This is a genomic window from [Mycoplasma] cavipharyngis (assembly GCF_042984175.1).
Taxonomy (GTDB): domain Bacteria; phylum Bacillota_I; class Bacilli_A; order Mycoplasmatales; family Mycoplasmoidaceae; genus Mycoplasma_N; species Mycoplasma_N cavipharyngis.
This window is the reverse complement of the sequence record NZ_CP155569.1, coordinates 705,902-726,536: the sequence shown is the minus strand read 5'-3', so window position 1 is coordinate 726,536 and position 20,635 is coordinate 705,902. Positions and strand designations below refer to the sequence as shown.

General features: G+C 26.3%; 13 protein-coding genes. 10 read left to right on the top strand and 3 right to left on the bottom strand.

Translation table 4 applies throughout. The features are described from left to right. Positions 1-3 precede the first annotated feature (3 nt). Complete coding sequence (locus MCAV_RS02910) at positions 4-1,626, top strand: ATP-binding cassette domain-containing protein (protein ID WP_391591637.1); 1,623 nt, start codon at positions 4-6, stop codon at positions 1,624-1,626. Between the two features lie 2 nt (positions 1,627-1,628). Further along, positions 1,629-3,227, top strand: a complete 1,599-nt coding sequence (locus MCAV_RS02905; protein ID WP_391591636.1) for an ATP-binding cassette domain-containing protein — start codon at positions 1,629-1,631, stop codon at positions 3,225-3,227. Positions 3,228-3,451: 224 nt separating this feature from the next. Here MCAV_RS02905 and MCAV_RS02900 read toward each other — a convergent pair whose 3' ends face one another. Further along, the gene (locus tag MCAV_RS02900; protein ID WP_391591635.1) at positions 3,452-3,625 is read right to left on the bottom strand and encodes a hypothetical protein; all 174 of its coding nucleotides are present in this window, start codon (positions 3,623-3,625) and stop codon (positions 3,452-3,454) included. A gap of 203 nt (positions 3,626-3,828) precedes the next feature. Between MCAV_RS02900 and MCAV_RS02895 the strand changes: the two genes are divergently transcribed. The 4 genes from MCAV_RS02895 (at position 3,829) to MCAV_RS02880 (ending at position 9,027) form a co-directional block, all read left to right on the top strand. Further along, complete coding sequence (locus MCAV_RS02895; RefSeq protein ID WP_391591634.1) at positions 3,829-5,022, top strand: hypothetical protein; 1,194 nt, start codon at positions 3,829-3,831, stop codon at positions 5,020-5,022. A 119-nt stretch (positions 5,023-5,141) separates the two neighbouring features. Further along, a complete protein-coding gene (locus MCAV_RS02890) occupies positions 5,142-5,795 on the top strand; it encodes a hypothetical protein (RefSeq protein WP_391591633.1) in 654 nt (217 codons plus the stop codon). 8 nt (positions 5,796-5,803) lie between these two features. Continuing rightward, a complete protein-coding gene (locus MCAV_RS02885; protein WP_391591632.1) occupies positions 5,804-7,426 on the top strand; it encodes an ATP-binding cassette domain-containing protein in 1,623 nt (540 codons plus the stop codon). Between the two features lie 2 nt (positions 7,427-7,428). Beyond that, the gene (locus MCAV_RS02880; RefSeq protein WP_391591631.1) at positions 7,429-9,027 is read left to right on the top strand and encodes an ATP-binding cassette domain-containing protein; all 1,599 of its coding nucleotides are present in this window, start codon (positions 7,429-7,431) and stop codon (positions 9,025-9,027) included. Positions 9,028-9,098: 71 nt separating this feature from the next. Here the strand turns inward: MCAV_RS02880 and MCAV_RS02875 are convergent, their stop codons facing one another. Together MCAV_RS02875 and MCAV_RS02870 are read right to left on the bottom strand one after the other, a co-directional pair. Next, positions 9,099-10,868, bottom strand: coding sequence for a hypothetical protein (locus MCAV_RS02875; protein WP_391591630.1), 1,770 nt, complete (start codon positions 10,866-10,868; stop codon positions 9,099-9,101). A gap of 98 nt (positions 10,869-10,966) precedes the next feature. Next, complete coding sequence (locus MCAV_RS02870; RefSeq protein ID WP_391591629.1) at positions 10,967-12,241, bottom strand: hypothetical protein; 1,275 nt, start codon at positions 12,239-12,241, stop codon at positions 10,967-10,969. A gap of 706 nt (positions 12,242-12,947) precedes the next feature. Between MCAV_RS02870 and MCAV_RS02865 the strand changes: the two genes are divergently transcribed. From MCAV_RS02865 to MCAV_RS02850, 4 genes are all read left to right on the top strand, one after another. Beyond that, positions 12,948-16,625, top strand: coding sequence for a hypothetical protein (locus tag MCAV_RS02865; protein ID WP_391591628.1), 3,678 nt, complete (start codon positions 12,948-12,950; stop codon positions 16,623-16,625). A 290-nt stretch (positions 16,626-16,915) separates the two neighbouring features. Beyond that, positions 16,916-18,316 carry a hypothetical protein gene (locus MCAV_RS02860; RefSeq protein ID WP_391591627.1) on the top strand — a complete coding sequence of 467 codons (1,401 nt, stop codon included), beginning with the start codon at positions 16,916-16,918 and terminating at the stop codon, positions 18,314-18,316. After that, on the top strand, positions 18,202-19,527 hold the full coding sequence (locus MCAV_RS02855; RefSeq protein ID WP_391591626.1) for a hypothetical protein: 1,326 nt from the start codon (positions 18,202-18,204) through the stop codon (positions 19,525-19,527). Before MCAV_RS02860 ends, MCAV_RS02855 begins: the two co-directional genes overlap by 115 nt. Positions 19,528-19,557: 30 nt before the next feature. Continuing rightward, on the top strand, positions 19,558-20,169 hold the full coding sequence (locus tag MCAV_RS02850) for a hypothetical protein (RefSeq protein WP_391591625.1): 612 nt from the start codon (positions 19,558-19,560) through the stop codon (positions 20,167-20,169). Positions 20,170-20,635: the final 466 nt, after the last annotated feature.

Here is a 20,635-nt window from a genome sequence, read left to right as displayed (position 1 = left end):
ATGATGAAAAACATTTTTAAATATTTTAAAAAATATCCTTTTTTAACAATTATTACTTTTTTATTTTATTTAATAATTTTATTTGAACAAATTGTTGTATTTTATTTAACATCACTTTTGATTCGTATTGCAACAACAATATCTAGTAATGATTTAAGTCAATTATTTTTAATTCTTTGAATTAATATTGCTGTTTTTGTTTTTGGAATTTTTAGTTTTTATATAGCAAAATTTTCTAAAAATAAATTGTTAACACAAATTAATGCTGATTTAATGTTTGATTTAATTGATGATACAACTAATCAAAACATTAGAGAATTTATCACTAAACAAAAATCATTTTATCTTGCTAATATTAGAAACGTTGATGGAATTGCATTTGTTAAAACAATTGATGCTGTTTTTGATTTGTTTGCTAAATTTTTTGGAATTTTAGGAGGAACTATTTTAATTTTTATTTTAAATCCTATTATTGCAGCAATTATTATTGGATTAATTTTGATTTTAAATTTATTACCTTTTTTAATTTTTTCAAAAATATCAAGTTCTAAATATCAAAAAAATTATTTAATATTACAACAAAGTTCAGAAAACATCAATCATTTTTTTCAAAAATATCAGTTTTTTTATTTTTTAGGAAAAAATCTTTTCTTCTTTTCAAAATTAATTAGTACAACAGAAAAATATAACAAAAAGTGACTTAGAGGATATCGTCTTTTAGTATTTGTTGAGTTGATTCAAGCAATGACTCAATTTTTAACATTTATTATATTTGCAATTGTATTAGAACTATTATTAATTAATTATCATGATTTAGTATCTATTTCTGTTTCGATTTTTTTAGTTGTTAATATTTCTATTATAATTAATAGTAATATTAGAGGTTTAATTGTTCGACTATATAGTTTTATTGCTCATTTAAAATATTTTGATTTTATTAAAAACTTAAAACCAACTACTACAGATAATTATCTAACTAAAAACTTAAACATTAAAAAAATTACTCTTAAAAATTTATCATTTAAATATGATGATCAAAACGAAATTTTTACTAATTTTAATTTCGTTTTTGAAGCAGGAAAAAAATATGCCATTGTTGGACCATCTGGTGTTGGTAAAAGCACTTTAATTAATTTAATTACTAAACAAATTAATAATTATCAAGGGCAAATTTTAATTAATGATCAAGAATTAAAATCAATTAATCAAAAAACTTATTATGATAATTTTACTTATTTAGAAGCTAAAGAATTTGTTTTTCAAGATAGTATTTACAATAATGTTAGTTTATGAACTGATAATAAAGAACAAGAAGTAAAAAACGCACTAAAAAGAGCACAATTTTCTAATGAATATTATTTCACTAATTTAAATAATAAAGCAATAATTAATGATTTATCAACAGGTGAAAAACAAAGAATTAATTTTGCTCGACATTTTTTTAGAAACAAAAATGTTTTAATATTAGATGAAGCATTAGCTAATTTAGATAAAGAAAATGTTCAAGGAATTATTAAAGAAATTTTTGCTGATCAAAATTTATTATTAATTAATGTAACTCATCATTTAGGCTCAGAAGCAGCTTTATATGATCAAGTAATTAGAATTAATGGTAAGGAAAATTAATTATGAAATTAATTTGAAAACATGCAAAGTTTAGTTTTTTACTTTTTTTATTAGCTGTTGTTTTTATTGATATATTAGAAATTACCATAAGTGCGTTATTATCAATAATTATTAGTTATTTAGATCAATTTGTTAATCAATCATTTAATAATACTAATCAATTTTATTATCAAATACTCTATTATAGTTTAATTACAATTATTGTTATTGTTTTCAATTGATTTTTTTGGGTTGGTGGTTATAAATTAGAAAATAGATTTAAAATCATTGTCATTAAAAAACTTGAAGAACAATTTTTAAGTGCTAATCAGTTGTTTTTTAGTAGTTATGAACCAACTAAACCATTTTTATTAGTTCAAAGAAATGCTTCACAAATTTATGACAATGTAATTAGATCATTTGCTAGTCTTAGTGGTTTAATCATTAGTTTAATTTTTGTTGTTTTATTATCAACTTTTGTTTTTGATCCTTTAGTTTTAGTTTTTTTAGGTGCATTAATTTTAGTTTCAGCTTTACCTTTAATTTCATTAACTAAAACTAAAGCAAAACAAACTGAATTAAGTAATAAAGCTGAAAATAATTTATATAGTAAATTGGATAATTTGCTTGAAGGTTATTCAAGATTGTATTTTGAGAACAAACAAAAATTAATTATTGAAAAAATAACTAATGAAGTTGCTGATAATTTTAAGAAAAAAAGAACTTTATTTAACACAGGATCAATAATTGACTTTATTTTAGAAAAATCTTTAATTTTTGTGAGTATTTCTGCTGAAATTATTATTGCTTATTTAGTTATTAATCAACAATTAAAAATAGCAACTTTCATTTTCTTCTTAACTACTTTTCCTCAATTTGCTAATTATGTTCCGCGTTTTTTTAGTTATGTTTCTAGCATTAAAAGTACTAAACCAGTAATTGCTGAATTAGATTTAAATTTAGTTCAAGATCAAAATCCAATTTTTAATGAAGTAATTCAACAAATTAAAATTACTAATTTAAATCTTGAACTAGCAAATAAACCAATTTTTAAAAATTTTAATTATCTTTTTGAAAAAGGCAAAAAATATGCCATTGTTGGTCCATCTGGTGTTGGTAAAAGCACACTTTTAAAAATAATTATGGGCTTGAATTTAGATTATCAAGGTTCAGTTAAAATCAATAATACTGAAATTAAAAAAATTAATGATGCCTTTTTAAGAAATCAATTAACTTATTTATCAAGCGAACCCTTTATTTATAAAGATACAATTTTTAATAATGTTGTATTAGATCAAACAAAAGATCAAAATAGTTTTGTTAATGCTTTAATATCAGTTAATTTGGTAAATGAAATTAATCAAAAAGATTATGATAATACTGATTTTGATGTTGAAAGTTCTTTATCATTAGGTCAAAAACAAAGAATTAATTTATCACGAATCTTTTTTCATCAAAAAAACTTTTTGCTATTAGATGAAGCATTATCTAATTTAGATAAAAAGAATGCTAATTTAATTTTAAACAATCTTTTAAATGACAAAAATAAAACAGTGATTTATGTGAGTCATCATTTAGATGAAGCACAGAAAAAATCCTTTGATCAAGTATTAGAATTGTAGTTAAAAAATAAATTATTTTTATATTAATAATTAATTAAACAAATAATCCTAATTGCGAATTATTAAAAGCAATTAGGATTATTTGTTTTAGTTATAGACAAATTAGTTATAATGAAAATTAATTATGATCATTTATAAAAATTATGATTGATATTGATGATATCTTCAAAAATTTATTATATATGTTATTAAACAACTTTTTTTACACAAAATAAATTTCAAAATTATTTTGTATCTGATACTTTTTTACATCTATCGGTTTTACATCTATCAGTAAAAATATATACACAACGAAAACTACGCATATCATAAGAAATTTCTAAACTAGGATCATAAACTTCTAAATTATTTGGATTGATAAAAATCAAATCATTTCGAATTGAATTAACTAATGGCATATAAATTAAACCTTTCATTTTTAGATAAACTAGTAAGTATGATAATTTAAAATCTAATTTTTTTGATAATTATTTTATATTTTCATTTCATATTATTGTGGATTATTTATTTCTTGATTAATAAAAATTTAAAAATTAATTTATAATAATTAACAAAATTATAATTAAACAAATAATTAAAAAAATTTTGAAAATAAAAATATATGTTTTGTTGTAATTCAAAAATCAAAAATCAAAAAATAAAATTAACTAAAAAATATCAACGTTTAGTTGATTCTAATGATATTTTTTCTTTTATTAATTTTAAAGAATATGATTTATTAGAAGGATGAAAAATTCATATTGCTGCAAAATATGACAATTATAATTCGATTTTAAGAATAGTTAGTAAATTTTGTATTGATAATAAAGTTAATTTTAAATTCATTAATAATACTAAATTATTTATTGAATTATTAACTAATGATCAATTAAATAATTTAACTGGTAAGTTTATAACAATTTATCCAGAATCTGAATTTGAAACTAAAAAAATAATAATTAATTTATATTTATTATTAAAAAATTTTAAAGGACCAAGAACTCATTCTAATAGACACTATAAAAATAGCATTATTAGTTATCGTTATTTTCAAACTAATGAAAAAAATTTTATAACAAGAAAATATAAACCCGATAATATTAAAGATATTTTTCCTATTCCAAAAAAAGATAATCATCCCTTTAAGAATTTTGAAGTTTTAGGCTTAATTGTTTTAAAACCTTTCGGTTCGATATTTTTAATAAAAGATTTAAATAATAAATACTATGTAGTTAAAGAATCAAAGAAGTATATGGGTCAGAATGGAAATGGATCAATTAAATCAAGAAATAATGAATTACAAATTATTAATTCGTTAATGTCAAAAAAAATTAATAATTTTTTTCCTGATTTTGTTAAAAGGATTAATTATGATCAAAGTGTTTTATTTTTTTATAAATTTATTAAAGGAAAAACTTTAACTTTTTTAAAAAATGAATTATCTTTTTTAAATTTTAATAATTTTTTATCAAAACTAACCAAAGCTTTAAATATTAATAATTTAATGCGAGATATACTATTGTTTTGCGAAAATAATAAATTGATGTTAAATGACATAAATTTAAATAATTTTATAATTTCAGAAGATAATAAACTTTATTTTATTGATTTGGAATATTCAAATTTTAAAAACGAACAATCTTTTTTAATTCATTCAGAATATCATTATGATATTCATGCTAATAGTTTTGAAGCAGATAAACAAAAAATATCTTTAATGTTATTAGATTTGTATTTTGATGTTAAATCGTTATTATTTTTTAAAAAAATTTTAAAGCGATTGTTTCATTTTTATCATACATTTTGTTTAATTTAAAGAATGATTATGATTTATATAGTAAAACACTAAATTTAATTGAAAATACTTTTAATATATCAAATCAAAAATTTATTGAAAATAGAATTTTTTTAAAAAAAGCAACAATAAATAAAATATTGTCTATAGAAACAAATAATGAAAATCAATTATCAAAAATAGATTTAATTTGAAAAAAAATTTTAGAAAATAAAAAAATAAAAATTGAAACAAAATTATTAGATGAAGAGATTAAAAATGATCCAGTTCAAAAAGAGTATTTAAAAATATTGTCAATAATTTTAAATGAGACAAATAAACAAGTTTTAAAAGAAGAATTTGAAAAATGATTTGAAAATTTTAAGAAATCATTTGTTGTTATAAATGAATTAAAAATTGATATTTTTTTTGAAACCAATAAAAGTTCACCATATTTACAAAATGGAATTGCTGGTTTATTATACATATTTTCTTTATACTATATAAAAACGAATGATCTATCATACAAAGATTTTACTAATAAATTATTTCAAGAAATTAATTTATTTTTTACTAGAAAAATATCGTTAGGTTTTGGAATTATTGGTGTTGTTTTTGTCAAAAAATTTTATTTCAATACTTTTAATATTCAATTTGACAATAACCAATTAATTAATCAATCTTTAATTATTGAAGTAATGTCTAAACAAAATCATATTTATGAATATGATGGAACAAAAATTGAAAATAATAAATTTTTATTAGGGATTGACGGAATTAAATTTGCTTTAAAATTTATTTATAATAAAAATTAAAATTTAATATGAAAAACATTTTTAAATATTTTAAAAAATATCCTTTTTTAACAATTATTACTTTTTTAGTTTGTTTGATAATGGTAGTTGAAGAAATTGTTGTATTTTATTTAACATCGCTTCTAATTCGTATTGCAACAACAACATCTAGTAGTGATTTAAGTCAATTATTTTTAATTCTTTGAATTGATATTGGGGTTTTTGTTTTTGGAATTTTTAGTTTTTATATAGCAAAATTTTCTAAAAATAAATTATTAACACAAATTAATGCTGATTTAATGTTTGATTTAATTGATGAGACAACTAATCAAAACATTAGAGAATTTAACACTAAACAAAAATCATTTTATCTTGCTAATATTAGAAACGTTGATGAAATTGCATTTGGTGAAACAATTGATGTTGTTTTTGATTTGTTTACTAAATTTTTTGGAATTTTAGGAGGAACTATTTTAATTTTTATTTTAAATCCTATTATTGCAACAATTATTATTGGATTAATTTTGATTTTAAATTTATTACCTTTTTTAATTTTTTCAAAAATATCAAGTTCTAAATATCAAAAAAATTATTTAATATTACAACAAAGTTCAGAAAACATCAGTCATTTTTTTCAAAAATATCAGTTTTTTTATTTTTTAGGAAAAAATCTTTTCTTCTTTTCAAAATTAATTAGTACAACAGAAAAATATAACAAAAAATGACTTAGAGGATATCGTCTTTTAGTATTTGTTGAGTTGATTCAAGCAATGACTCAATTTTTAACATTTATTATATTTGCAATTGTATTAGAACTATTATTAATTAATTATCATGATTTAGTATCTATTTCAGTTTCGATTTTTTTAGTTGTTAATATTTCTATTATAATTAATAGTAATATTAGAGGTTTAATTGTTCGACTATATAGTTTTATTGCTCATTTAAAATATTTTGATTTTATTAAAAACTTAAAACCAACTACTGCAGATAATTATCTAACTAAAAACTTAAACATTAAAAAAATTACTCTTAAAAATTTATCATTTAAATATGATGATCAAAACGAAATTTTTACTAATTTTAATTTCGTTTTTGAAGCAGGAAAAAAATATGCCATTGTTGGACCATCTGGTGTTGGTAAAAGCACTTTAATTAATTTAATTACTAAACAAATTAATAATTATCAAGGGCAAATTTTAATTAATGATCAAGAATTAAAATCAATTAATCAAAAAACTTATTATGATAATTTTACTTATTTAGAAGCTAAAGAATTTGTTTTTCAAGATAGTATTTACAATAATGTTAGTTTATGAACTGATAATAAAGAACAAGAAGTAAAAAACGCACTAAAAAGAGCACAATTTTCTAATGAATATTATTTCACTAATTTAAATAATAAAGCAATAATTAATGATTTATCAACAGGTGAAAAACAAAGAATTAATTTTGCTCGACATTTTTTTAGAAACAAAAATGTTTTAATATTAGATGAAGCATTAGCTAATTTAGATAAAGAAAATGTTCAAGGAATTATTAAAGAAATTTTTGCTGATCAAAATTTATTATTAATTAATGTAACTCATCATTTAGGTTCAGAAGCAGCTTTATATGATCAAGTAATTAGAATTAATGGTAAGGAAAATTAATTATGAAATTAATTTGAAAACACGCAAAGTTTAGTTTTTTACTTTTTTTATTAGCTGTTGTTTTTATTGATATATTAGAAATTACCATAAGTGCGTTATTATCAATAATTATTAGTTATTTAGATCAATTTGTTAATCAATCTTTTAATAATACTAATCAATTTTATTATCAAATACTCTATTATAGTTTAATTACAATTATTGTTATTGTTTTCAATTGATTTTTTTGGGTTGGTGGTTATAAATTAGAAAATAGATTTAAAATCATTGTCATTAAAAAACTTGAAGAACAATTTTTAAGTGCTAATCAGTTGTTTTTTAGTAGTTATGAACCAACTAAACCATTTTTATTAGTTCAAAGAAATGCTTCACAAATTTTTGACAATGTAATTAGATCATTTGCTAGTCTTAGTGGTTTAATCATTAGTTTAATTTTTGTTGTTTTATTATCAACTTTTGTTTTTGATCCTTTAGTTTTAGTTTTTTTAGGTGCATTAATTTTAGTTTCAGCTTTACCTTTAATTTCATTAACTAAAACTAAAGCAAAACAAACTGAATTAAGTAATAAAGCTGAAAATAATTTATATAGTAAATTGGATAATTTGCTTGAAGGTTATTCAAGATTGTATTTTGAAAACAAACAAAAATTAATTATTGAAAAAATAACTAATGAAGTTACTGATAATTTTAAGAAAAAAAGAACTTTATTTAACACAGGATCAATAATTGACTTTATTTTAGAAAAATCTTTAATTTTTGTGAGTATTTCTGCTGAAATTATTATTGCTTATTTAGTTATTAATCAACAATTAAAAATAGCAACTTTCATTTTCTTCTTAACTACTTTTCCTCAATTTGCTAATTATGTTCCGCGTTTTTTTGGTTATGTTTCTAGCATTAAAAGCACTAAACCAGTAATTGCTGAATTAGATTTAAATTTAGTTCAAGATCAAAATCCAATTTTTAATGAAGTAATTCAACAAATTAAAATTACTAATTTAAATCTTGAACTAGCAAATAAACCAATTTTTAAAAATTTTAATTATCTTTTTGAAAAAGGCAAAAAATATGCCATTGTTGGTCCATCTGGTGTTGGTAAAAGCACACTTTTAAAAATAATTATGGGCTTGAATTTAGATTATCAAGGTTCAGTTAAAATCAATAATACTGAAATTAAAAAAATTAATGATGCCTTTTTAAGAAATCAATTAACTTATTTATCAAGTGATCCTTTTATTTATAAAGATACAATTTTTAATAATGTTGTATTAGATCAGACAAAAGATCAAAATAGTTTTGTTAATGCTTTAATATCAGTTAATTTGGTAAATGAAATTAATCAAAAAGATTATGATAATATCGATTTTGATGTTGAAAGTTCTTTATCATTAGGTCAAAAACAAAGAATTAATTTATCACGAATCTTTTTTCATCAAAAAAACTTTTTGCTATTAGATGAAGCATTATCTAATTTAGATAAAAAGAATGCTAATTTAATTTTAAACAATCTTTTAAATGACAAAAATAAAACAGTGATTTATGTGAGTCATCATTTAGATGAAGCACAGAAAAAATCTTTTGATCAAGTATTAGAATTATAATTAAAAAATAAAAAACACTTCCTGATTAATTTAATTTAAGGAAGTGTTTATTGATTTATATTATTGTTTGATTATTTGCAATTAAGGAAAGTTTTATAAATTGATTTAAAAAAACCTTTTTGCGTTTCATCAACAATTTTACATGCACTAGGAAATTTCACTTTATTAAAATCAGTTTTAGGAGCAATAAATTTACTTACACTAGTTTGTCGATCTTCTAATTCGGTACTATATTTATTATTTTTTAAAACACCAATTTGATCAGGATTTAGAGGATAGTTTGTTGAAACTAAATAAGGGCTTAGTGAAACAACTGTATTAATTAATCCTTTTAAAGTATTTTTTACACTATTAGAAGCACTTAATGCATGCCCTTTAACAAAATCACCTTGTAAAATTTCATTGAAAACAGCAAACAATGGTAATTGAAAAATTGATACGTATGGAACTAAAAAAGGATTTAGTGGATTAGTATAACTTGTAATCGCAGCAGTTTCGAATTTACTTAATAAATCAGGCTTTGTTTCATTATTTTTTGAATCAATAACATCTTTATCATTAGTAATGGTTTTAATAATTTTTTCATATTGATTATTACGAGTTGTACCATTGATACTTGCTGTGGTGTTTGAATAAAAATTTTGATAATTATCAGCTAAAGATTTTTGATCACCTAATTTTCAAATTAGTTGTAAATTAGTTTGATTTTGATGTGATTCATTTGAAATATCATCCAATAAAATTCCTGGTTGAGCATTAGTTACTAATTGATCTAAGTTTAATTGATCATTTGAAGTATAACTTGAAGAAATTGTGTTATTTGAATCTGTTAAATTTGTATCTGTTACTGAATCGAGAGAATCTGTTAAATCTGCAACCTCTCTTTTAGTTCTAGTTTTAACAACTGAATCTTGATTATTGTCTAAATTTTGATTATCATCTGAATCAGGTGCAACCAAATCATCTTGAGCAATTGAACTAATTTCAGCATAAAGTGGTTGATGATTAATTGTTTTAGGTAAATCATAAAAAGCATTAGAAACTAATGCTGTAATTTGTGAATTAGAAAATTCAAATTTTTTTGCTAATAGTAAACGTAAAAATTTTTCAACAGGACGTTCAACACGATTTTGCAATTCGGTTTCACTTAAACCTTCTTTAGTGATTCAATTTTTAGATTTAGTATTTTTTGATTGAGATTTAGGAACATAAAAATAAGTCAAAATTTCAAACAATGCTTTTAGATCAAATTTTTTAACTTTTTCAACTACACTAAAAATACCACGCGCAGATATAAAATCTGTATTACTAATCTTAGTTTGCACAGTATTTAACTTGCTAAAAAATGGGATTAAAAATTGATATAATTCTGATAAATCAGTTGAAGAATGGACTTGATCAACTTGTCATCCTAAAGTATAATTATTAGCAATTTTATGATCAAATGTTTTTGCCATATAAAGTGATAAATTACCATCTTTCACTTCATAAGTTGTACTAATTTTTGTCCCTTTAGGAATGTGTAAGTTACTTAAATCTAAATCACTAGCAACACTTGTAATAATTGAGTTTAAAGGATTGTTAGCATCATTTAAATTAAGGCCAAAAGCACCTAAAATTACTTTTAAATTTAATACTTTGCTAACATCATATTTTCGTTCTGGTTTTTGTTCATTATTTTCAGTTGTTGAATCATTTGTAGTTGATCCATTACTACTATCTGGTTTAGCAGTGACTTGTTTTTTAGTATTTAATTCAATAGTTAAATCATGATCCAATTCAACTGTTTTAATGTATTTTAAAGAAACTCTAGGTTGATTAGGAATTTCATTATTAATCACTGGATCTTGAATTCAGTCTAAACGAATTTTTAGATGATCATAAATAAAACTAGCTAAATTATGATCAACAAAAGCTTCAATAAAAGTGTAAATATCACTTAAATCAGGTCGATTATTATTATTATCAAAAAACTTGCAATTAAATTAATTGCTGTTAATGGAATGCCAAAACCTGATAATAATTTTTTTCTTCCTTCTGAAGTTGGTTCATTATAAATTAGATCAATTAATGAATAAGTTTTACCATCATTTTGAGTTACATTTTTAATTGAAAAATATTTTAGAATGTTGTAAATATCTTTAACTAAATTAACATAATAAATTTTTGTTAAATTAATTTCACTATGATTTAAATCGGCTTTAATTTCTTGAGAAGTTAAATTGCTAATATTTTTAGTTGTTTCTTGATTTAATTTAGCAAAATCAAAGCCAGTAGTTAATCGTGTGTAATAAGTGTTTAAAGCAAAACTACGAGCAAAAATAAAATCTAAATGATGCAATGTTTGTTCAACAAAACTTAAGTTTGATTGAACTGAACTTGATTGTAAAATTTGGTTGTTATTATCACCAACTACAACTTTTAAATTATTTAATTTAGCACTAATATCATTTTCATTACTATCAACAGTTCAGGCTGAAAAAAATTGATCAATTTTACCATCTGAAGCATTATTTTTCTTCAAGTTGGGATTAATTTGTGCTTGATTAAATTGAATCACTACTTGAGTTAGTGCATAAGCAGGAATCATCACACTATTAAATAAATTTAATAATTGATTATTTTGGTTGTATAGACTAAAAACTAATTTAAAGTTTTTAATTAGTAAATTATCATTAGGTTTTTCAAGAAGAAAATCAAGTTTTAAATTAGTAAAATCAATTTTAATTTTACTATTAGTTAAAACTAAATATTTTAAGTTATCTAAAATATCATTTCTAATTTGCTCTTTAGTTAAACTAGTAATAATATCTTTATATTTTGGAGCATTTAAAATATATTCAGGATTTAAATCAGAATCAAATCCTTGAAATCTAGAGTCAATATCAGACGATCTTTGAAATTTAGTTGTTTGATAAAAATTGTTAGAAAAATTTAACTTAGTTTCATCACTACTATTTAAAATATCATCTAATGAACTGCTATTATTGTCATTAGTATCACTACTATTTGAATTATTATCATTATTCAAAGAAGGAAAGTTTGGTAATAATGATTGATTAGGTTGATTATTAGTTCGATTAGATGTTAAATTCGTTTTAGAACGAACTAAGCCATTGTAATTAGGTGCACACGCAGATAACACACTAGTAGAAATTAACCCTAGTGTTGCTGATAAAAAAATTTGTTTTTTTAAACTTTTTTTCAATTTCATATTAATAAAAAAACCTTTTTTTCATTTAGTTAATTAAGAAAATTTCAAAAAATAAATAAAAATTTAAATGATTTTATTTTAAATATTAACAATAAATAATTTGATTAATTTACTGTTTAATTGATAAAGAATAATTTAGAAAAATTAAATTTGATTTTTTATTAAAAAATATTGAATTGTTTTTTGAAAACTTTTTCAATTTCATTATTAATAAAAAAATCTTTTTTCAATTAATTAGTTAAAAACGATTTCAAAAAACTAAATGAAAAAATAAATAAAAAATATTATTGTTTTTATTTTATCATTAACAATAAAAAACTAATGCTTGATTAATAAAAGATAATTTAGGAAAATTAAATGTAATTTTTAATTTAAAAAATATTAATTATTTTTTCCAAATATTTTAAACAAGCCCAACTTAACTTTAGACTTATCAAATAACAACTTAACTAGTATTGCTGAAATTTTTAATCCTTATATTCGCTGGGGTCTTGGCATTTACAATCTTGTTGCAAGTGTTAAACCTGATCCAATTACTCAAAAAGTTAATTATCACATTTTATATGATGGGATTGGTACACTTAAAGTTGATGATAATCAATTACACTATTTTCCTAATGTTAATTTTACTAATTTTCCAGCACTTAAAACTATTAGTGCTTCTCATAATCAAATTAGGGTGATTGGTAATTTTAGTAGTTATGGGATGAATCAGAAAAATACGGGGTATTTGAGTGATAGTGAGATTGCAAATATGAATATGAACCAGGGGAATGGGGGGTCTGCTACTTCTGCTTCTTCTACTACCAACAAATACGATTATTATCAGTACTTAAAAAGTTTGTGAAGTAGTGGGAAGGGGTTGGGTTCTACTGATGATAGTCAGAACCAAGGTGGTTCTGGTTCTTCTTCTTCTTCTTCTTCTTCTTCTTCTTCTTCTTCTTCTTCTTCTTCTGCTTCTTCTACTGAAGAACCCTACACTTATGATGCGAGTGATGTTATGAATCGGGATGAAGTCAAAGCCATCATGAAGTGGTTGATGACAGAACTTCCTAAGAAAACTTATGGGCATTTGCCTACTACTACTACTACTAGTAGTAGTAGTAGTAGTGGGGGTGGCACCCCTGGGTCTTCTTCTGGAACCATTGCTAATGGTTCGCCCAAAACCATTTCTGACTACTCCACCTTTCTTGCAGCCATCTCATCTGACGACTTTTATTTTAATAATAAGGAAGGAGGAGTGTATGTTAATCAGGTGAATGGTTCTTCTAATGCCAACAACACAGGCAATAACATGTATGACTCAGCAAGTGGCATTACTACTGACTCAGATGGTCTCATCCAAGGCAAACAAGCTAATGATCGTTCCAAAGGCCTCAACTTTGGTTCAGTTCGCTTAATGATCACTAAAGACATTAATAATATTGACTTTAGTCATAATCAAATTGAAGCCATTTCCGTATCTCCCAACTTATTTACTAATATTAATTTTAGTAGTAACAAACTCAAATATGTTCCTCCATTAGGGATTAAACCTCTACCTTACTTGCAGTTCTGGTTTTATCATTTATCATTAATGAAGGTGGCAGGAGATCAACAAGGGTTTTATAATGCTGGTCACGGACCTGGACCCAATCCAGCGAATTGGAATAAGTATTATAGTACGGGGATGGTGAATGAGAAGCCAGCTGGGTTTGGTCTTGGTAGTGAAGGTCTTGCCAACGACAAAATCCAATGAGTGGGTTTAGCAGATGTCAATCAAACTTTACCTAAAATTAGTTTTGCTAACAACCAGTTGCTTGATTTTTGACCACAACAAAAACAAACTGACAGCTGGTATTTATGACCGAAGTTGACGGTTGGTGCAAACGATCGGGAAGGTCCAGAAGGGAATATTATGTATGGGTTTTCTGGTGGGGGAATGACCGGAGGTCCAAATAGTGGGGGTGGTTCTGGAGGGACTGCCATGCCACAACCCACAGGGACTAACCCTAAAACCATTATGATCAAAAACAACCCAACAAATGTGATGGGCAAACCCATCTTTCCATGAAACAACCAAATTGGATCTTCTTCAGACAATACCACCTTCAACCCTTATTTTCGCCGAATTTGAGTTGGAGCGAATTTAGCGGGATTGGTTACTGGAGGAGATAAAACACCCTTTTTCAGCCACACTTATTTAGGGGGCATTAACCGTGATTTTGCTTATCAAGTGGCTGATGTGGTTGATACGTTTGATGGTGCTAACATTGATGGGTTGAAACTTTTTGGAACAAATCAAGCCGCCTATGGCTCATACAAGTTATGAGCCACTGCTGCACTTGATCGCTGGATTTATGCTCACTGGTTTAATCAACTAAGTGATAATGAAGTGTTATCTAAAGGGCAAACTAGTACTTATGCATTTGATTTTCATGTGGATGAGTCTGATTCTAGTAGGTTGGTGTTACCAGGGTTTGGGGGTTCCACAGGAAACGGGGGTGGCATGGTAGGGGGCGGAGACCCCTCCACAGGAAACGGGGGTGGTATGGTAGGGGGAAGTTCTTCCCCCTCCAATGACAAATACAAACAAGTTGGTACTTCCAACTTTAGTGATAATGACGCCTATCAATCATTCAACTCCTTTATTCCTTATTTACTCACACGAACACTACCCCAAAATGGTAACAACCAAAACTCATGAGGGTCTAATAATGGTAGACTAAGTGGTAGAACTCATCCACAAAAACTAGAATTTAAGTTGTATGGAGATGGGAAAGAAATAACTCCAGCTGAATGAAAAGATGTTGACTGAACGAGTTTTTATGCGAATGCTAATGGGCTTGATTATGATTTGAGTTTGCCTGAGAATGGGGATAACATGATAATGAGTTATTCACCAGGTGAGAGTAATGGGGTGCCTAATAATAATGGTAATCAAGGGGGTGGGTCTACCATTAACAATGGCACACAACCACTAACCCAACTAATTGGTCAACTACCCTATTATAATGGAAGAGTGGGTGCAGGCAATTGAACAGTTGCCAATGGTTCAAGTACAACAACAACACTATCTTCGATCCACCCATTAGGGGTTGATAAAGGCTTGTTGAAGTATACTGTTGGTAATAACACCACCACCAAATTCTACTACAACAAAATTAAACTAGTGATTCGTGCACCATTACAAAACTGAAACTATAGTTATGATTTTAATTTAGTTCAAAATATTGATTATAGATTGGATCCAAAGAATGGTGGAGCTTCTTCCACCAGAACTTTTGATGTTAAGACAACAACTAATCTGAAAAACTATTTTGCAAGTACGATTACTTCTGAAATCTTAAAAAACCATTTAAGTGAGTGAGCTGACACTTCAGCTTATGTTAAAAATTTTATTAGTCAACAAGTTAATGTCATTAATGTTAAATCAGTAGATGAAAATGCTCAATCAGTCACCTTATCTTTTGATGTTAAAGACCAGTTTAATCAGAAGGTAAAGCTTGTTGATATTACATTAAGTGGGTTTAAGCAGCAGAAAGTGGAGTTTGTGGCTGGGGGTAAGCAGCAGGGGATGGGTGGTTCTAATTCTGCTAGTTCAGTTAATCCAACAAGAAAGATTGTGGCTGATTTTAATTCTGATCAGAATAATTATCCTAACCAGTTTGTTCCTGAAGATGAAGATGCAGCAAGACAATGGATTTATACTCATTTTGGCATTAGTTTTGTGGGCTTGGAAGTTGATGCAGATAAGAGAAATCAAATTGTGGGAAGTAATGGTGGTCAAACCCCAATGAACAATAATCTCACCACCTCTTCAGTCATTGCTAACTCAGCTGATCCTTTAATCAAAGATCACCAAGTCTTCTTATTAGACTATTTAACAAATAAAGACCAATATGTTTCAAACATCATTATTGATCATTTAAAAGGTAAACTAAGTTTTAGCATCCAAATTAGTGGTAGTTCAACCAATGGTTTTATTAATATTAATCAAAACATTAGCATTAACACCTTTAATGTGTTTGATTATGAGATTAAGCCTGATCAGGCTAACAAATCCTTATCAGCTTATGATTATCAGCTTGATATTAAGAAGTTACAGCCGCTTGTTTTACTAAAACAAGGGGTGGTTGATCAGAGCACAGGGATGATTAAGCAGCAGCAAGGTGGAGCTATGAGTCAAGCATGAGAAGAGAATCAAAATAGTGATCAGTTGGTTAAATCTAACTGATTACCTAAAAATACTAGTTTGAAAATTACTAATTTAACTGTTGATGCATTTTCAGGTAAGCACCCTCCCCCACTCAAGCTCAAACAACCACTTCTTCCACCCAACCAACTTGGCCTGACTCAGATACAGACGCCAAACCAATCATCTCAATTTTCAACAACCCCCTAATTGCCAATCAAGTTGTTAATGCTCTAAAACAAGCTAATCCTGATCAAAATTATTCTTTAGGAGTCAATTCCAGTTTTGCTAAAACCCAATTAGCTAACATCACTAGTCTTGATTTATCTAACTTAAGTTTAAGCAACCTTGATTCAATTTTTAATCCCGTTCTGAAATGAGAATCCTTACACACAATTGATTTATCTAACAATGATTTTAGTAAGTACACCATCAAGTTTGAAAAAACCAATTTCCCAAAACTATATAAAATTAGTGCTAATAATGCTCATTTAAAGCAAATGATTGATGTTAGTTCATATGTGCTTGATCCGTTTGATTGGTGTGCAAATGCAAGTAATGAGAGTGACACAGAGATGTGTCAAGATCCTAACCCAAATTCTTCTAAAGATCAAACAACTAGGGCAAATTCTAATAATGTCACCAAATCCCAAGCAGAAGCCCAATACACCAATCCAATTAAAGATGGTGTCCCAAGATACTTCTCCTTAAACAACAACCAAATTCAACAAATCCCTAGATACTACTTAAAAATTAAGCTCGCCTACTTTGATCTTGCTAACAACTTATTAGGAATTGGAACAGAAAAAGATCCACTAGGAGTGTATGGCATTCCATGATATTCGTTGAACAAATCAAATAATGCAACGGGTCTACTTCCAATCCAAGATCCAAGCATTCGTGGCCCATATGGAATTAATGTGTATGCTACAAGTGAGAAGAGTGGCTCATCTTGAAAATACACAGATGAGCAAGTAGCTAGATGAAGGTCAATGCCTTTTCCAATTAAAGGACTAACTTTTGGTAATTTTAATGATGTGCCAGATAGTAATAACACGTTTGATAGTAATGTTACTTTTAATAATGGTCTTAATAACAACATGATGGCTGACTCTGGAGGCAATCAACCCTACTTCAACTTTGCTAACAACCATTTAGTTGCGCCCATGATTTTTAGTCAAAGCAATGTGAATTATGATCCAAATGCAATTATTGCTCCTCAAACTAAAAGTGTCAACTTGTTTGTAGGGCGTGAGGATTTTAAGATGTCAGGGTATTATATGCAGCAACAAGATATTATTAGTAAGTATAATTCTGCTTCAAGAGACCAAAAAGGTCCCTTCTCAGACAATAACAATGCTGAACTACTAGTTCCTGAACCTGATAGTATTTATCCTTGAATTAATCAAATTGGACAAACTAAACAATATTTACCAGGAACAAGCTACATTTGAAACACTTATAGTGTTTATACTATAAGATCATTTAATGGTTATGGGTTGTTTGAGCAGAAGGAGGATAGTAGGGCTGATGGGACTGAAGGGAACATGTGGGATAATAATGTCCAGATGACTAGTAATGGAGGGAACCAACAGGGACAACCTGATCCTTATGCGGGTACATCTTATAAAAACGGATCAGATAATAGTCAAGGCATCAAATGAACCGTACCTAAAGCAAGTGATTTTAAGAAGTTTAAAGATTCATCTGGCAATAACACCATCCCCCCAACATTAGTGATTTTATTAGTGGAAAAAACGGACAAGACCCTCATGGCTGATGGGGGGTGAGACAATTTAGTGGGAATTGAAGCTCCAGTTTTTTCACTGGAAATGACAAATCAGCCGGAGCAAACCACCCCATCCACTGAACCCGCTATAAACCATTTCGCACTTATTTAGTAAGTGCTAAAAGCTTTGCTAGATCTCACCGTAGATCAGCATACACACCTGTATATGATGGCAATGTTTTTTATGATGCAACTACTACAGATAATGTCAATCAAACAATTAGTTTAAGTCCTAGTGGGCAAACTTTAAACAATACTACTGGAGTGAATAATAAAATCAGTTTTTTGAAGTTGACAAATAACAATGCTGATATTATTAATCCAAATGCAAACGGTGTTGTTCCAGGCTTGCGCGCATTTTTCACTAACAACAACAATTCAGCACTTTTTGGTTTTGCACCTAACTTATGATTGACAAATATTAAGCAACCTAGTAGTTTTGGGATTAGACAAGGCGAGAATACCCCATACAAATCAGCTTATACTAATACTAATGGGTTATATAGTTATACGAGCTATTTTTATGTCGTGAATCAGGTAGAGAGTGAGTTGCAGAATGAGGGAAATTTAGCTAAAGAAGTGAAGAGTCCAGCAGGGACTAACACTAACAATAACCTCAACCTAAGCCAATACAAAAACAAATTTGCTCAAGTTATTAGTGCTGAAAATATTTTAACTGGAAAAAACCAGTTTTGAAAATCAAGTAAACAATTTGATCAAGTTTATTTACAACAACTAGATCGCACTAAAGTGCAATTAGACTTTGATGATACTAGTGGTACACTAAAGTATCAGTTTAAAGTGTATCTGCCAGGATATTCTGCAAATGGAAGGTTGTTGCCTAAAAATCATGAAGTTCAAGCAACTAAAAATGAAACACGAACAATTGATCAAAATATTAATCAAACTGTGACTGGCTTTGTTAAGGGGCAGTTGCAGGTGGAATCTGATACTAATACAGGCACTTGAACTGATGTGGATATGGCTAAGACTAAGCAGCAAAACCAAAATGATCAATCAGAATCAAACACAATCCTTCTGCCTGCACCTAAGAGCATTCAAGATTTGATTAAGGACCAGTTAGATGGGTATGATCAAATAACTAAAGATAAAATTGCAGCCACCCTTAAAACCAACTATTTAGGTAATTTATTAGCTGATTCATCTAAAACAACAGCAGATATTATTAATGGTAATCATAGTGATTTACACAATGTTAATCAACAGTATATTACTAACTTAACTAAAGATGCAACTTCTGGAACTATTAGTTTTCAAGTTAATGTTCCTTCATTTAAGTTTAGCAATAATAATAGTTTATAGTTTCCAAGCAAATGAAAGTCAAAAACGTTTGTGTATCAAGGATTGAAAAAACTAAGTACTAGTTTTATTGGAAGTAGTGTGAGTGGTACAACTAATCAAACTTCTTCTAAACTCTTCAATGAAACTGCTTATACTTCTGATGAAACCAAAAAACAAAAATATTATGACTTAATCAAAAAACCTGCAAGTGCAGTAACTGCAGCTGATTTACTAGATTTGAATGCAGTGACAACTAACAATGCTGTGTGAAATAATCAATCTCAAGAAGACAAACAAGCCGCTTTTAGCTTATTAGCTAACAATTTAGCTGGAACTGTGACTTGAACGATTAATTTACCAGCTGATGAGAATAAAAAAATTGCCCCCCTAATAGCAACTTATCAATGAGCTGGATTTAGTACTACAAGTACAACTATTGAGTGGAAAAAACAAGAAGATTTAAAAGATGTTTTGAGAGGTAAAAGCATTAGTGATGTTGTTAAGATGTTTAATGAAAATCCACAAATGTTTTTTACTGTTGTTAGTGGGGGGGTGAGTGGTGGTAATTCAATTACTCAAAATGATTTGGTTGAAGCAATTAGTTATAATGCAAATGGTAACAATCCTAATTTGGTTGTTGATGAAAGTAGGGGGAGCAGATAAATTGAAAATAGATTTGATCAGAAGAAATAATTAGTTTATTTTTATTTTTAAAAGTTATTTTATTATAATTAATTATGTAAAAATAACTCGTGTTAGAAATCGAATCATTATTAAAATATACAAATATTAAGACCATGTAGCTTAATATCTGATAATGGTTAGGTTTTAATTATTTCTTAATAAACTCTTGTTTAGTTAAGAAACTGATCAGATAATAGATCCATTTGTTAATAAGACGAATGGATCTTTTTTTGAAAATCATATTAATTAAAATAATTCATTAAAAATATCTCTTAATGTTTTTAAATAAACATTTTAATGAAATGATAATCTTTTGATATTGAAAAAAACATTAATATATCAGACATTAGTTATCTTTTTATTATGTTTGATTAATATTAGATTTTTAAATAATTTAACTTATTAACGATTTATCTAATATCAAGATAAATGACCATATAACAAA